Consider the following 16,105-nt stretch of genomic DNA (forward strand, 5'->3'; position numbering starts at 1 on the left):
CTTTTTTATCAGATGAGAACGTGTTGTGAGCAGCCAAATGCCTCAACTGCAGCGCCGATTGAAGAACCGCCATATTCAGCTGATTGCCATGGGCGGTGCGATTGGTACAGGCCTATTTTTAGGTTCTGCACATATTATTGAATCGGCTGGGCCATCGATCATTTTAGGTTATTTGATTGGCGGTTTGATTGCCTTTTTAATTATGCGCCAGCTGGGTGAAATGATTGTACAAGAGCCAGTAACAGGTTCATTCAGTTATTTTGCCTTTAAATATTGGGGTAATTTTGCAGGATTTTTAACAGGCTGGAACTACTGGATTTTGTATATTTTAGTGGTGATGACTGAGCTGACGGCCATTGGTAAATATGTGAATTATTGGTGGCCACATGTACCAGCATGGGTTTCGGTACTGGTATTTTTTGCGGTCATTACCCTTGCCAATTTAGCCAATGTCAAATTGTATGCAGAATCTGAATTTTGGCTGTCATTGATTAAAGTTGTAGCCATTGTTGCCATGATTATTTTTGGTGTGTATTTGCTGCTTACCGCACATGCAGATTCTACGGCTTCAATCAGTAATTTGTGGGCACATGGGGGCTTTTTCCCGCATGGTTTTGAAGGCTTATTTTATATGTTGGCCTTTATTATGTTTGCCTTTGGTGGCATTGAGCTGATTAGCATGGCGGCCGCTGAAACTGAAAACCCCGATCAAAACATCCCGAAAGCGGTAAATCAAACCGTGATCCGCGTGTTCTTGTTTTATATCTGCTCTTTGGCGGTCTTGCTGTCGCTGGTGCCTTGGAATCAGTTAAAACTTGGTGGTTTGGATCATAGCCCATTTGTGATGATCTTTAATCAGATGGGGATTGATTGGGCGGCACATTTGTTGAATTTTATTATTTTGACGGCATCAGTTTCGGTCTGTAACAGCGGGATGTATGCCAATAGTCGTATGCTGTTAGGCTTGGCAGAACAGGGCAATGCACCTAAAGTCTTTAAGCAAGTGAATAAGCACGGTACGCCGATGGCTGCAGTTTTATTTTCTGCGTTGCTGATTTTTGGTTGTGTGTTGCTGAATTATTTCTTGCCTGAAAAAGCGTTAAGCTATTTGATTTATATAGTGGTGAGCGCTGCGGTGCTGAATTGGATGCTGATCAGCTTGATTCATTTGAAATTTAGAAAAGCAATGCAGCAACAGGGTATACAGACTAAATTTCCAGCCTTATTTGCACCATTCACCAACTATTTTGTTTTAGCGTTCATGCTGATGATTTTATACATCATGTGGAATCAGGGCTTTATGCTGTCGGTACTGATGCAGCCACTATGGATTTTACTGCTATTTGTGCTGTTTAAAGTGATGCAAACAAAGAAGGTTTAATGCAATAAAGGCTTAGGGAAGAGCCTTTTAAAGTATCCAATTTTTAAAGTAAAGTTGTTTAACAACGATGTTGAAAGCGTTTTAAGAAATTGCCTTTAGAAGCAAATAGATTTTAAATTTTAGTTTGTAAATTGACCTAAATGACTTTAAAAAATTAAAGCCATTTAGGTCTGCTTTTATATTTTATGGATTGAAGGCTTGTTTAAACATTGGAACTAAAAGCTTATTCCCATATTCACTTAAATGATTACCATCACGATAAATCGGGCGTCCTTTATATTCAGAAATACATTCATTTCCTTTACATAAAAGTAATGCAGGGTCTAAGACCTTGGCCTGACACTGCGCTGCACTTTCCTGAATAATTTTGCGAATTTCTCCTGATCTTTTTAAGTAGGCATCGTGTGAAATAAATATTTTTTCATTGCGCTTGTAGAATACATTCTTAATGATTCTTTGCGGTAAATTGAAACCCACTTCTGGAATCGGTTGCACGATATATACAGGGTTAGTCTTAGAGGTTTGACATAAAACTTCAGTGAGATTTTTTTGAAATGAAATCATTCGATTCTTTTGACTGATATTTGGATTATCATCAAAATAAACAGAAGGTTTAGAGCCTCTCGCGTCCATGTGATCCGGGTCATTTTCTCCAATTAAGTAGCTTGGATATCTGGCAATGAACACCATTGGAATATTTTCATATTTTTTGGATGCAATTAAGTTTAAACGTTGTTGGTTGATTTCTGGGCAAGGACTTTTATCTTTGTAAAATTGCATATTGGGAATAAATGGGCAAGCAGCAGTTGCAAATGAAATGATACCTTCTGCTTTCAAATTAAAACTTGTTGCTACGGAAGTGGTCAATGCATCAGCATGGCTATCTCCAATAACAATAGCTTGAATTTTAGCTGGATTTCCTATGATACATTCATGTAACTCTTGTTGGTCGCAATCATAAGGATTGGTGTTATTGATTTCTTCATTCGCTATTTTAGCTGCTTCTGGAAGTCGAGAATCTACACCATCATTTGATTTAAGAAAATGTCCAAAGCCTAAAAGGAATAAAGCGAGATAAATTGCTTTTACTTTATAAATTTCTTTCCAAGATGAATAGCGTGGGAAACGAATCTTTTCAATAGCGTGATAACTTAAGAAACCACATAAAATTGACAGCGGTATCCCGTATATCCACCAATTTTCGAGACCAAGGTAGAAACCCAATACAACCAAGGGCCAGTGCCAAACATAAATTGAGTAAGACCATTTACCAATATGACTAAAAATAGGATTGTTAATGAAAACATTCTGTTGGTATTGACTCACAATAATTAAATACGCACCAAGGACGGGAATAAACGCCATATAACCCGGCCAAAGCGTATCTTTAGAGATAAAGATATACGATGCTAGAATTAGCACGAGCCCTAAGCATTGGGTTATAAGCTGTGACTTTTTGGTGTTTAATGACCAAGGATAGAGGAATGCTAAACCACCTATGAGCATTTCCCATGCACGGCTAGTCAGTAAAAAATAGGCAGTTTTGCTGTCTTTATAGGTTGCATATATACAATAAATAAAGCTGACTAAAAACAGCCCAAGCACTACACGTTTTAAATTATGAAGGCTTAAATATTTTTTAAGCATCAAAATGATAAGTGGAAAAAATATATAAAATTGCCACTCAACAGACAAAGACCATGTATGTAACAACCATTTAGTATGCTCAGCAGTATCAAAATAGCCCCCACCTTTTGAAAAAAGAAGATTGGAGATAAAGAAAGAGCTTTTTTCGATTTGTCGCCCTAAATCTTTATAATCAACCGGGGCTAAATAGAACCAGCCAAATATGGCTAAAAAGATAGTCATCGTGGCTAAAACAGGAATAATTCGGTTTGCACGTGCGGTATAAAATTTAAATAGGTTAAATGTGTTTTTTTCAATGCCATTAAAAATAATGGCTGTCATCAAAAAGCCAGAAATGACAAAGAAGACATCTACACCAGCAAAACCACCAGTTAGCCATTGTGGATTAAAGTGAAAAAGTACAACGGCCAATACAGCTATGGCTCGTAATCCATTGATATCGTGTCTGAATTGCATAAATAAAATAGCTAATCATTTAATTTGGGGGTGATTCTAACTTTAATTAGAGATTGATCGATTGAAATTTCTATTTTTTTAAAATTAAAAATCATGCTATAGCAGACGTAAGAGCTCAATTCGCTGTTGCTCAGCTTTTTTTAGCTTTGAGACCACCAATTCATAAGAATTCAGCACCAAATCTTGCAGCAATTCATCTTCCAACGCTTCATCTGCAAATACAGAAATCCAATGCTGCTTATTCATGTGCCAGCCTGCGCGAATAAAGGGATAAATATCTCTAAGCATGCTTCCATTGTCTGGCAGCACCTTTAAGTTGATCGCTGCTTTGCCTTCTAAATGAAAACTTAGCATAAAAACTTTATCCATCACTTTAAATACATCACAGCCGTCGCCAAACGGTTGAGTCACTGTTACTTCCGGCAGTTTTAGGGCGGTATGGGCAGCCATTTGATGTAAATGCATAAGCAGTCGGTTCTAATTGTAATTGTGGATAATGTTTAAATTATCCACAATTTTGAGCTGATTCAAGCTTGAGTGTGTGGACAAATTTTAAGAAGAACAGCTGACCATGACTTCAGGTACATCACTTGGCAATGGCCCTAAATCTGCTGCTTGTTCAAGTTCAGGCTGTTTGCTAAAGGGTTGGCTGAGCAAGTTAAACAAACGCTCAACTTCCGAAAAATCATTACGCTCAGCAAGCTCAATCGCCTTTTGCGCCATGTGGTTACGCAAAATGTATTGCGGGTTGGCTTGTGCCATTTCAGCATCTAAAGCATGGGTGTCCTGATGTTCACGGATGCTTTCATATTGCGTTAGGAAAGCTTCAAAAGCACGGCGGTCAAGGCAGTCATCTTTAATGGTTTCATATTGTTTTTCTTGCAGACGGATAAAGCTTTGCGTGTAGTCGAGCTGTTCGGTCTGCAAAATACGCAAGAACGCCATTGCGCAGTCAAAACTGTCTGTGTGGAAACTTGGCAGGCCCATTTTCTGAGCTAAGCCCAATTTATAATGCTCCAAGAAGGTCAGTTCAAAATGCTCTAAACATTTGGCTAGATCTTCTTTCCATTGTTCTTTGTCATAGTCTGCAGGGCAGAGCGGTACTAAGTTATTCAGCCATTGCCATAAATTCCAATGACCAATACTTGGCTGCTGCTGGTAGGTATAACGGCCTTGGTAGTCCGAATGATTGTTGACCCAATTTGGACGGAAGCGCTCTAAGAAACCATAAGGGCCAAAGTCCAGAGTCGAACCTGTGATATTGAGGTTGTCGGTATTCATCACGCCATGTGCAAAGCCGACCAGCTGCCATTTCGCAATCATTACGGCGGTACGTTGAATGACTTGGGTGGCAAAAGCCAAAATCGGCTGCTCTGCTTCTAAGCATTCCGGGTAATGCCATTCAATACATTTTTGCGTGAATTCAGGCAGTAAATCCCCCTGATATTGATTGATCCATTCAAAATGCCCCAAACGAATATGACAGTCTGAAGTACGCAGCACCATTGCGCCTAACTCTAATTTTTCACGCTGCACGCCTTGCGCTGATGAAGTAAAGCCGACTGCATTACTGGATGCAATACCTAAGCTGTTAAGCGCATGTCCTGCCAAATATTCACGAATAGTAGAGCGTAGTACTGCACGACCGTCACCCATGCGTGAGTATGGTGTAGAGCCAGCACCTTTTAAATGCAGGTCAATGGTTTGACCAGTTTGATCTACAATTTGCGCAATCAGCAGACCGCGTCCATCACCCAACTGTCCTGCCCATTGTCCAAATTGATGGCCTGCATAAACCATCGCTAAAGGTTCAAATTCTGCAAAGGTTTTTTGACCGCTGCAGATTTCAACCCAGTGCTGAATATCATCTTCGGACCATTGCAGCTGTGCTGCCAAAGCGGCATTAAAATGGCCAGCCTTTGCGCCTTTGAGCGGGCTTGGCTGCTGATGGTGATATAGGCGGGAAGGGAGCGTGTTATAGCGCGGGTTAAACTGCATAGTCGTCTTGGAAAAAGTAGCTGTGCTGAAACTATAGCAAAGTGAAGGCAGTGATGGCAGAGCCAGATGTTACGGTATTTATGCAGCAGTGCAAAAAATAAAGCCCCATGACGGGGCTTTATCTGCAGCGCTTCAGTTTATTCTGAAACTGCTTTCTTTTTAATGTTGCGCATGAGCGTTGTAACTGTTTCACGGTGCTGTGAAAGGCGCTGTTCAACTTGCTGGAATTCAAGTTTTAGCTTGTCATCCATTTGGTGGATTTTTTCAGCGACCGCAGTCTTTTTCGCTTGAATTTCTTGTTCTTTCAGCTTAGCCCAATCGTTTAGCGTGTTGGTAAATGCTTCATATTCAAGTGCAATTTTGCTTTTTACTTGAGCTACGTCATCATTTACATTTAGGCCATACACTGCAAGATCTTGTTCTGCATATTTAAATTTCATCGCAAGTTCAGCTTTTTTAATGTTAAAGCTTGGGATACGACGTAAATTTTTGGCAAGACCTAATTTAGAACAGGTCCAAATTAACCATTTTGTAGGATCGTACTGCCACCATTTCACACCGTTACGGTAGTCGTATTGGAAAATGTGGTGGTAGTTGTGGTAACCCTCACCCCAAGTTGCAATCGCAAGGATGAAGTTGTCACGTGCAGTATTTTCGTCTGTATATGGACGAGAACCCCACATGTGGCATAGCGAGTTAATAAAGAATGTTACATGATGGCTCAGAATTAAACGTACTAGGCCGCCAAGCAGCAATACGCCCCACATGTCGCCTACAGCCCAGCCGATAGGCAATAAAATGCCGGCATGTACTGCAATGACTAAAGGCACGTAGTATTTGTCTTGGAACATCACCAATTTATTGTTTAATAAATCCGGTGCATTTTTATAGTTGGCGCCGCCTGACTTATAGTCACGAAGCATCCAGCCAATGTGTGCAAACCAAAAACCGCGGTTAATTGAGTACGGGTCGTGATCGACATCATCGACATGACGGTGATGGGTACGGTGGCCTGACGCCCAAAACAAAATACTGTTTTGTACAGCGAAGGTGCCCATGATCATCAGGACAATTTGCATTGGCAAAGTCGCTTCATAAGCGCGGTGCGCCCATAAGCGGTGATAACCCGCCGTGATCCCCAAGCTACTGAAGCCAAGCAGCACAAACATGCTGATCCAGGCTGCCGCGCTAAAATCATGGTGGTATGCATATAACGGGATTGCAATAATTGCCACGAGCGGCAAAAACAACAGTGCGAAAACGGCAATCCAGTTGATTGGTGCTTTGGGTTGGGGAGCGGTCATCGCCAGCTTAACTCCTAGAACCTTGGGAGGTATATCAGAATACAAAAACCATAAATAGATTATGGATTAATAGAACTGCATATTAGCATGAGCTTTCTCATGCTCACAGCATTATTGCACAACTGTATTGTGCAAAACAGTAACAGAATAAAACTGTGATTTAATTTATTTCAAATCCATTGCTACTGTTGGCTTAGATGCGGTTTTATATTGCCTTGAAATGTGTGAAACGCATAGTGAAATAAATGGACAATCGGTCATTATTTCCACAGTGTTTTAGTCGGCTTTTTCAATGTTTTTGAGTCCGTTAACTGCATTATAGAACAGTATATTTGTGTTGATTTAGACGACATCTAAATGCTGCAGCATCAGTTTTGGAAAATCTGTAATCAGCCCATCAACGCCCATTTTCTGTAAATGTTTGGCACGTTCGACATCATTCACCGTCCAAACACTGATTTTTAGACCGGCTTGCTGTGTAGCCAGCAGGATTTCGTCTGTTGCTAATTGATTCATCCAGCCAATTTGATGGCAGCCCAATTGCAATGACTGTTCGATGGCTAAAAGGCCGATGTCTTCTTCAATGAGCAAACCGCGTTTAAAGGTCGAATTCTGCTGCTGTAAAGCTTGATGAATTTTTAAGTCGAAACTGGTGATCACCGCATTGTGCTCAAAGCCTTGCAGCTGTTTTTGCAGTTCGGTAATTAAGGCGTTGGCCTGTTCTGCTGTTTCGACGGCTTTGACTTCGACTTCTAGGTGTGCAAAGTCCTGCATGATATTCAGGCTTTGCTTTAAAGTTGGAGTGATTTGTTTTTCCCAATCCATCCAAATATGGGCTTGGTTGTAGGGCGTGAGTTGGGTGCTGTCTAGCGTGTACAAGGCTTGATCTGTGCCAGCAGTTCGAAGGAAATTATCATCATGCATGACGACTAACTCTCGGTCTTTGAGTTGGCGGACATCAAATTCTACAGCGCGTATGCCAAGGTCATGGATGTATTGAAAGCCTGCAAGGGTATTTTCTGGGGCTTCGCCACGGGCGCCACGGTGTCCGATGATTTGCATGATCATTTTTCTGTTATGTGTTTGTAGCTGATTTTAACGCTAAAGACATGAGAGTTAAAAGCAGTTACATGAATATAGGATGAGCAAAAGCCTTATTGGTCGTGTTGGGTATAATTTGTGCTAAAAAAATTAGCTGGGGGATTGGATGCTGCCTTTACAGCATTGGAATCCTGTGAAAAGTTAAATTGATTTGTGAAGCTGATCTTTTACTTTTGAAAGATCAAAAGTAACAAAAATCTATTGTTGGGTAAAAGGTTCGTCCCTGAAACCTTTACCCAACGGCGGCATCCTTGCCGCCTGTCGCGAATTAGACATTGTATAAGACGCATTTTTTAAGGCAGATTAAACGGTTTAGAATGATCTGAATTTAAATCGTGTCGTTAATGTTCTTTTGCCAAAGCACTTCAGAACCGCCTTCTGCACGTTGTAATGTACGTGATGCGACAAATAACCAGTCAGACAGGCGGTTCAAAAGCTGCAATGACGGCGCTTGAATGTTTTGGTCACGGTTATGTACAGCCATTAAACGGCGTTCTGCACGTCGGCAAACGCTACGTGCTTGATGGGCAAAGCTGCATACTAAAGTGCCTGAAGGCAGGATAAAGTCTTTCAGCATCGGAAGTGCTTCATTCATTCGGTCAATATCATTTTCCAAAAACTCAATCGAAACAGGCTGTACCAAGTTGAAGTTTGGAATGCAGACTTCACCGCCCAAATCGAATAACCAATGCTGAATCAGACTAAGAGATGTGTCCCAAGCTGCTTTGTCTTCAATGCTGCTAAGTGCAATCTGTGAACGCAGTAAGCCAATACTTGAATTGAGTTCATCGACATCGCCTAAGGCTTCAATGCGTAAATCATCCTTTGCTACACGTGATCCGTCACCTAAACCTGTCGTGCCTGAGTCGCCAGTGCGGGTATAAATTTTACTTAAACGGTGGCCCATTTTAATTGTCCATTTTTGATAAAAAGTTGAATAAAGTGATGTGCATTAATATTTAACAGTGACACCGATAGAGGCTAAACGCCCACCATTCATATAATACAAACCTGAACCATACGATGAGGTTTTGTATTCGACATCACCAATATTTTGTAAATTGGTAAAGACTTTGAGGTTGGGATTGATATTCCCAAAAGCGCTCATATCAATGGTGGCATATCCAGGATTGCGTGCCTGATAATCCACGGCATCTGACTTAGCATTTAAGGTTGCATTCATGCCATACATGTCATTGCTCCAACCTGTAGTCAAGCTTAAGTTCTGACGTGGTCGGCGCTGTAAATCTTGTTTTTTCTCATTATCTTGTGCTTTCACATAATGATAGCTGAGTTTGCTTGACCACCCGCCATTTTGCCATTGCAGATAGGTTTCCACACCTTTATACACCGCTGTATTAAGGTTTTCTAAGGTGTAATTAGGGCCATTCACAATCAAATGATCCACTTTGGTATGGTACACGGACAGACCGGTACTTAGCCCATGATTCAGTTTTTGGTCGACACCAACTTCATAAGAAATGCTTTCTTCGGGCTTTAAGTTTGGATTACCTGACCAACTGTTATAGCGTTCGTCTAAGGTTGGTGATTTAAACGCTGTACCAATATTGGCATACACACTGGTGAGTGGCAGTGCTTGCAGACGAATCGCAGCTTGACCAATGGTATGGCTGCCATATTTTGCATCATCTTCTAGGCGAATTCCGAGCTGGGTATTAAGACCACCTTGATGATATTGATGTTGTACGTAATAACCAGTGCTACGGTTATCATCTTGATAGGCCGTGCCATAAGACACAATATCACCGCTGATTTTACGATGTGTGATCCCGCTTAAAAGCGTTTGCTTTGGCGTCAGCTCAAGTTTTGAATAGATTTCCGCTTCTTGGGTTTTATTGTGGGTGAAGTCGGTGGTTGTGACCTGATCTAGCTCATCTTTAAATTGAGAAAGGCGGGCGTGCAGTTCTAAAGCAGGTAATAGACGCACTTCACCACGTAGGTTGATCATTTCATTGTTAAAATCTTGCGCGACATTGCTGTAGTTCAAGCAGTTATAGTCTTTATCTTCATTGCTACAACTGACATAAAAGCTACGACCATCGTTATGACTATAGTCCAATGAAAATGCATGATTTTCTTGTTTTGATCCGACTTTTGCACTCCAGCCTTTTTGGTCATAGCTTGCTTTGCTCAGTTCATCTAGGTCAAAAACTTTGGTGGCATCTGATTCTAAGCGTTGCCCTCGAATCTGTGTGTAATAGCCATTTTTTGCGGCATCTGCGCCAATAATACTTTTATAGGTTTTGTGTTCACCTACTTCCGTACTGGCAAAGACTGTATTTTCCGTTGGTGTCTTGGAAATAATTTGTACCACACCGCCAATCGCATCTGAGCCATACAACACAGAGGCAGGGCCTTTTAACACTTCAATTTGCTGAATATCGGTAGTATCTAAAAACTGTAATGGCGCCATGCCTGATGTTGCCGAGTTCAAACGCACGCCATCGCGCAGTACTAAGGTATGGTCGGATTCTGTGCCACGCACAAAAATCGAAGCAACTTGTCCTAAACCGCCGTTTTGCACCATATTGATAGATGCATCGTTACGCAGTAAATCACTCATTTGGGAAATAGGGGATTGCGCTATGGTTGCAGGTTCAATAATAGATATACGCGCAGGCACATTTTCTAATTTTTCTGCAGAACGTGTTGCTGTGACGACAATGGTATCCAATTGAGGTTGTGCAATGGAATCTGCTGCAACAGACATTGGGGAGTTAAAAAGACAAAGGGCAGATATGCCAGCTGCAAGCGCAGTCGGCTGAAAAGGAAAAGGCATACAAAGCTCCATGCATTTACCCCACGTAAATGATTGAGTGATAGAACACAGTTGGCAGGTATCGGACTGGCAAGGCATGGCTTGCGCACCGTTGCGGGGGCAGTGTTACAAAACTTCCCATGCCAACTGTTGTGAATGGCTTAAGTATAGAGAACTCCGATTTATCGAACAATCAAATCTATCGGGCATTTTAGGGTTGCTGCATATTCAGCTTGACTTGCTGTGGGGCAGAAACTAATCTGCCCATGCTTCAGGTGCTTCCTTAATTAAGAAGTGAAACTGGGAAGTCAGTCCAGCAGTATAGAGCTGTTGTTATCTGACACTGCCCCCGCAACGGTGAATCGTTATTCATAACGTAAGTCCGGAGACCGGCCTGATGCAGACCTATTCATAATGCGGCGGGCGTTATAGCGGGATTGCATGCTTTTGTCTGAAAATGGCAAGCCATCGCTTACCCAAAAACCGCCACGCGTTAACCACTTTTATTTCGCACGGGCGGTGCGATCGGGGAATACAGCATGCATTCTTTCTCTAAGACTCTTATCGGGTCGCTTTTTGTTTTATCTCCACTTTCTGCTGCGATGGCAGCAGACCAAGTTCATCAGCTTCCAGTCATTACCAACACGGTTGCCAATATTGTAGAGCAAGACTCACAAAAAACTTTGGCGGCAGTCACCGTCATTAACCGTGAAGAAATTGAACGTAAGCAATTTTCGTCTTTGCAAGAATTGCTACGTACCGTACCAGGTGTGACCTATACCAACTCTGGCGGCCTAGGCCAGCCAACCAGTATTTCCATTCGTGGTGCTGGCTCTACGGCGGTATTGGTGTTGGTGGATGGTCAAAAGCTTGGCTCGGCAACATCAGGTCAAACTTCATTTGAGCATTTGCCGATTGACCAAATTGAACGTGTCGAAGTAGTGAAAGGCCCACGTTCAAGTTTATATGGTTCAGAAGCAGTGGGCGGTGTGATTCAAATCTTTACCCGTAAAGGTACGCAAAATGGCGTAAAACCATTTGCTTCGCTTAAGTATGGTTCACATGAAACCTATGATGCCAATGTCGGTGTGAATATTCGTCAAGATAATTCTTGGGCGACGCTGAGTTTGGCTGGCTTAAAAACACAAGGCATGGATGTAACAACTTTGCCGACTGAAACAGATAAAGATGGTTATGAAAACTATTCTGCTTCAATTAAAGCGGGTCATCAGTTTAATGATCAATTTTCAGCAGACCTGAACGTATTGTATGTTAACGGCGAAACTCACTACGATAATGCATCCAATGTAAATCCTTATAATAAGATTGAGCAAAATGTATATGGCGTAGGTTTTAGCTATTCGCCTATAGATCTTTGGAAAACGCAGCTGAAATTTGGTCGTTCAGAAGATAAATATGAAACCTTCAGTGCAGATAAATCGACAGGTGTATTTGATACTACAAAAGACAGCATCAGCTGGTTAAACACACTATCTTTCAATGCAAACAACACACTATTGGTGGGTGTGGATTACTTAAATGATCAAGTCGACAGCACCACCAATTACGATGAAAAAGAGCGTGATAATGTCGGTTACTATGCGCAGTATCTTGGCGATTTTGGTCGAGTGAACCTGCAAGCTGCCATTCGTTTAGATGATAATGAACAGTTTGGTGATCACACTACAGGCAATGCTGCTGTTGGTTATTCATTTAATGACAACTACAGCACTTATGTTTCATACGGCACTGCTTTCCGCTCACCGACATTTAATGACTTGTATTATCCGGGTTGGTCAAATCCAAACTTAGTCCCTGAAGAGTCTGAAAATATTGAAATTGGACTCAAAGGATCGCAATGGCTCAATTGGTCTGTTTCTGCCTTCCATAATGAAATTGATAATATGATTTCAGGCGGAACCAATATTGCAAAAGCAAAAATTAAGGGTGTGGAGGCTGAGTTCGGACAGTCACTGGATAACTTCACGTGGAACTTAAACTATACGTATCAAGAGCCTGAATATAATTCGGGGGCGACAAAAGGCAATCAAATCGCGGGTCGTGCAGGCCAATTATTGAATGTATCTGCAGATTATACGATGGATAAATGGACGCTAGGTGGCTCTGTACACGCAGAAGACCAGCGTTATAAGGATGCCGCTAATACAACAAGCTTTGGCAGTTTTGCGACAGCAGATGTACGTTTAACCTATCAAGCGACTCCTGAATTTTCTGTACAAGCGAAGCTTGCTAATATGTTTGATAAAGAATATTACACGGTGTATGACTCTTGGAGTGATTATTACTACCGTCAAGAAGGCCGTACTGCTTGGCTAACATTACGTTATGCAATGAAATAATTCATTAAAATGTCAAAAGGCCCTGATCATTCAGGGCTTTTTATTTTTGCAGTGGAATCATGCTGAAAATCCACGCAATGCATGAAAATTGCATTACAATGATTCGCCTTCATATTCATAGATAGGCTATGAATAGGGCGGAGTCAGAGCCAAAACAACATGCGAACCCGTGCCAAAATCTGCGGAATTACACGTATTCAAGATATTCAATCTGTCGTCCAAGCTGGCGCAGATGCGATCGGATTTGTATTCTTTGCGCCAAGCCCGCGCAGTGTAACGGCAGCGCAAGCTGCTGAGCTGATTCAGCATGTGCCGCCGTATGTGCAGACAGTGGGTTTATTCGTGAATGCATCGGCTGCAGACATACAGAATATTTTAAAAATTTCACCTGTAGACATCCTGCAATTTCATGGTGATGAAAGCCCTGAACAGTGCCAAATAATTGCGCAGACCGTTGGACGCCGCTGGTACAAAGCCATTCAGGTCAAGCCTGATTTAGATGTGATTAGCAAGATTCAAGCCTTTCAAGAAGCAGGGGCAAGTGCCGTACTGTTAGATGCATGGCATCCTGAGCTGAAAGGCGGTACAGGGCATAGCTTTGACTGGGCACAGTTCCCAAATCTCGATATTCCTTTAATTTTGGCGGGCGGTTTAAAGCCTGACAATATTGAAGAAGCGATTCAAATCACTGGTGCTTACGCCGTAGATGTGAGTGGTGGTGTAGAATCGGCAAAAGGTATTAAAGACCAACAACTCATAGAACGCTTTATGCAAGGAGTCCATCGTGGATCAGCAAAATAAGATTGACTATACCCAATTCCCTGACGCACTAGGGCATTTCGGTATTCATGGCGGGCGTTTTGTGTCAGAAACTCTTATGGCAGCACTTGAGGACTTAGAAAAACTCTATTTCCGCATGAAAGATGATGCACAGTTTTTGGCAGAATTCGACCGTGACTTGGCGTATTACGTCGGTCGTCCAAGTCCTTTGTATTATGCTGAGCGATGGTCGAAAGAGTTGGGTGGTGCGCAAATTTACTTAAAACGTGAAGACCTGAACCATACAGGTTCACATAAAGTGAATAACACGATTGGTCAGGCTTTGCTGGCTAAGCTTTCAGGTAAAAAACGTATTATTGCCGAAACAGGCGCAGGTCAGCACGGTGTAGCAACTGCAACGATTGCAGCGCGTTTAGGCCTTGAATGCGTGGTGTTCATGGGCGCAGAAGATGTTAAACGTCAAGCCATGAACGTATACCGTATGCGTTTACTTGGCGCAACGGTTGTACCTGTGGAAAGCGGTTCAAAAACATTGAAAGATGCCATGAACGAAGCGATGCGTGATTGGGTCACCAATGTTGATTCAACTTATTACGTGATTGGTACAGTTGCAGGTCCACACCCATATCCACAATTGGTTCGTGATTTCCAATCAATCATTGGTCGTGAAGCGCGTAAACAAATTCAGGAACAAGCAGGCCGTTTACCAGATGCTTTAGTTGCATGTGTGGGCGGCGGCTCAAATGCGATGGGCTTGTTCTATCCATTCTTAAATGATGAAGACGTGAAAATGTACGGTGTCGAAGCTGCAGGCTATGGCATTGAAACAGGCAAGCACTCTGCACCACTCAACGCAGGTCATGTCGGTGTACTTCACGGCAACCGTACTTACTTGATGTCGGATGATCAAGGTCAGATCATTGAAACACATTCAATTTCTGCCGGTTTGGACTACCCAGGTGTAGGCCCAGAACACAGTTTCTTGAAAGATATGCACCGTGTGAACTATGTGCCAATCAATGACACTGAAGCGCTACAAGGCTTCCGCGACTTAACACATATTGAAGGTATTATCCCTGCGTTAGAAAGTTCACATGCGATGGCTTATGTCACGAAACTTGCACCGACGATGGATAAAGACCAAATCATCATTGCGACTGTATCAGGCCGTGGCGATAAAGACTTAATGACCGTTGCCCGTATTGATGGTGTGGAAATGGTTGAGATGTAATTTTAGATCCAATATTAAATGAAGCCCCTTAAGGGGCTTTATTTTTATAAAATTAAATATAAAGAGAATATACATGAAAATTAGAGAAGAATTGGGGTTTACGGAAATATTGGTAGATACTGCGATCGAGTTTATTGATTTGATTCGACCTGAAGCACAAAATTTAAAACAATATTTAGATTGTCCAAATTACAAATTGATATTCAGAGGGCAGGCTGAAAGCAACTGGGCATTGATACCTAGTTTATTTAGAAATATATCTAAAAATATTTTAACAACCTCTTATGAAGGGCTTTGTTTTAAGAATTGGCTACAGTTAAAGGATTTCGTAAAGGGTTGCGATTTAAATGCTGCAATAATTCCATTTGATTCTTATCAATTTAGAAATGAATTTATGAAAGACTTTAAAGGTGATGTCGCTTTTGACTCAAAATGTTGGCCTGATCCTAAGTTATATGAATTAATAGCTTTTGCTCAACATTATGGGTTACCAACAGAGTTTTTGGATTGGAGTTGGAACCCTTTAGTCGCGAGCTACTTTGCAGCATCTCAAGTTGTTGCTAATAAATTTTTGAATGGAAATATGTCGATATGGGTATTTGATACGGAAAAGCAAAATTTATTAAATAAATTTAATCAGAAAAACTTTGAGATTATTGAAGTACCTAAAGGGTTTAATCAAAATATTTCTTCTCAACAAGGTTGCTTTACATTGCTTCGGCAAAACTTAGTTCGCGGAACAACTTTAACATATGAAGAAACCCCTAAAAGAATTAGAGAATTAAAATTGTTAAATGAACTTTTAGGTGAAAAGGGTATTAATGCTTTACTAAAAATTTCTGTACCTCAGATTGTTGCACCTGAAATTCTAAATTTCTGTTTCGCCTATTCAATTAATGCTGCAACTATATTTAGAGGAGTTGAAGGGGCAGCTATTTATTAACAAGAAGTGGATAGAATTCAGTCATATACAGAATTGCTATGAATAGAGTACTTTAATAACAAAATCGCGCTGAAACTATTCCGCGCGATTTTTTATGGATGAATGTTTTATTTAAGCAAAGTTCT

12 protein-coding genes and 1 riboswitch are annotated in these 16,105 nt (G+C 41.4%); of the genes, 5 read left to right on the top strand and 7 right to left on the bottom strand.

What is annotated here, in order from left to right:
• Positions 1 to 25 precede the first annotated feature (25 nt).
• The gene (locus C9E88_RS03200) at positions 26 to 1,381 is read left to right on the top strand and encodes an amino acid permease (protein WP_106986267.1); all 1,356 of its coding nucleotides are present in this window, start codon (positions 26 to 28) and stop codon (positions 1,379 to 1,381) included.
• Between the two features lie 183 nt (positions 1,382 to 1,564).
• Here the strand turns inward: C9E88_RS03200 and C9E88_RS03205 are convergent, their stop codons facing one another.
• The 7 genes from C9E88_RS03205 to C9E88_RS03235 all read right to left on the bottom strand — a co-directional run bounded on the left by C9E88_RS03205 (position 1,565) and on the right by C9E88_RS03235 (position 10,687).
• A complete protein-coding gene (locus tag C9E88_RS03205; RefSeq protein ID WP_106986266.1) occupies positions 1,565 to 3,484 on the bottom strand; it encodes an acyltransferase family protein in 1,920 nt (639 codons plus the stop codon).
• Positions 3,485 to 3,580: 96 nt separating this feature from the next.
• On the bottom strand, positions 3,581 to 3,949 hold the full coding sequence (locus C9E88_RS03210) for an MmcQ/YjbR family DNA-binding protein (protein ID WP_106986265.1): 369 nt from the start codon (positions 3,947 to 3,949) through the stop codon (positions 3,581 to 3,583).
• Between the two features lie 87 nt (positions 3,950 to 4,036).
• Positions 4,037 to 5,482, bottom strand: coding sequence for a protein adenylyltransferase SelO (locus C9E88_RS03215; RefSeq protein ID WP_106986264.1), 1,446 nt, complete (start codon positions 5,480 to 5,482; stop codon positions 4,037 to 4,039).
• Between the two features lie 137 nt (positions 5,483 to 5,619).
• Positions 5,620 to 6,786: an acyl-CoA desaturase gene (locus tag C9E88_RS03220; protein WP_106986263.1), complete on the bottom strand. Its 1,167-nt coding sequence runs from the start codon at positions 6,784 to 6,786 to the stop codon at positions 5,620 to 5,622.
• Positions 6,787 to 7,128: 342 nt separating this feature from the next.
• Complete coding sequence (locus tag C9E88_RS03225) at positions 7,129 to 7,848, bottom strand: glycerophosphodiester phosphodiesterase (RefSeq protein WP_106986276.1); 720 nt, start codon at positions 7,846 to 7,848, stop codon at positions 7,129 to 7,131.
• Positions 7,849 to 8,215: 367 nt separating this feature from the next.
• Positions 8,216 to 8,794 carry a cob(I)yrinic acid a,c-diamide adenosyltransferase gene (locus C9E88_RS03230; protein WP_106986262.1) on the bottom strand — a complete coding sequence of 193 codons (579 nt, stop codon included), beginning with the start codon at positions 8,792 to 8,794 and terminating at the stop codon, positions 8,216 to 8,218.
• Positions 8,795 to 8,839: 45 nt separating this feature from the next.
• A complete protein-coding gene (locus tag C9E88_RS03235; protein ID WP_106986261.1) occupies positions 8,840 to 10,687 on the bottom strand; it encodes a TonB-dependent receptor plug domain-containing protein in 1,848 nt (615 codons plus the stop codon).
• Between the two features lie 235 nt (positions 10,688 to 10,922).
• Positions 10,923 to 11,078, top strand: a riboswitch (cobalamin riboswitch).
• A gap of 127 nt (positions 11,079 to 11,205) precedes the next feature.
• Between C9E88_RS03235 and C9E88_RS03240 the strand changes: the two genes are divergently transcribed.
• From C9E88_RS03240 to C9E88_RS03255, 4 genes are all read left to right on the top strand, one after another.
• Entirely contained in the window at positions 11,206 to 13,026 is a 1,821-nt protein-coding gene (locus tag C9E88_RS03240) for a TonB-dependent receptor domain-containing protein (protein ID WP_106986260.1), read from the top strand.
• A 159-nt stretch (positions 13,027 to 13,185) separates the two neighbouring features.
• The gene (locus C9E88_RS03245) at positions 13,186 to 13,827 is read left to right on the top strand and encodes a phosphoribosylanthranilate isomerase (protein ID WP_106986259.1); all 642 of its coding nucleotides are present in this window, start codon (positions 13,186 to 13,188) and stop codon (positions 13,825 to 13,827) included.
• Entirely contained in the window at positions 13,811 to 15,037 is a 1,227-nt protein-coding gene (gene trpB / locus C9E88_RS03250; RefSeq protein WP_106986258.1) for a tryptophan synthase subunit beta, read from the top strand. Before C9E88_RS03245 ends, trpB begins: the two co-directional genes overlap by 17 nt.
• 73 nt (positions 15,038 to 15,110) lie before the next feature.
• Complete coding sequence (locus C9E88_RS03255) at positions 15,111 to 15,980, top strand: FRG domain-containing protein (protein WP_106986257.1); 870 nt, start codon at positions 15,111 to 15,113, stop codon at positions 15,978 to 15,980.
• Positions 15,981 to 16,105: the final 125 nt, after the last annotated feature.

The organism is Acinetobacter cumulans, from assembly GCF_003024525.3.
GTDB lineage: Bacteria > Pseudomonadota > Gammaproteobacteria > Pseudomonadales > Moraxellaceae > Acinetobacter > Acinetobacter cumulans.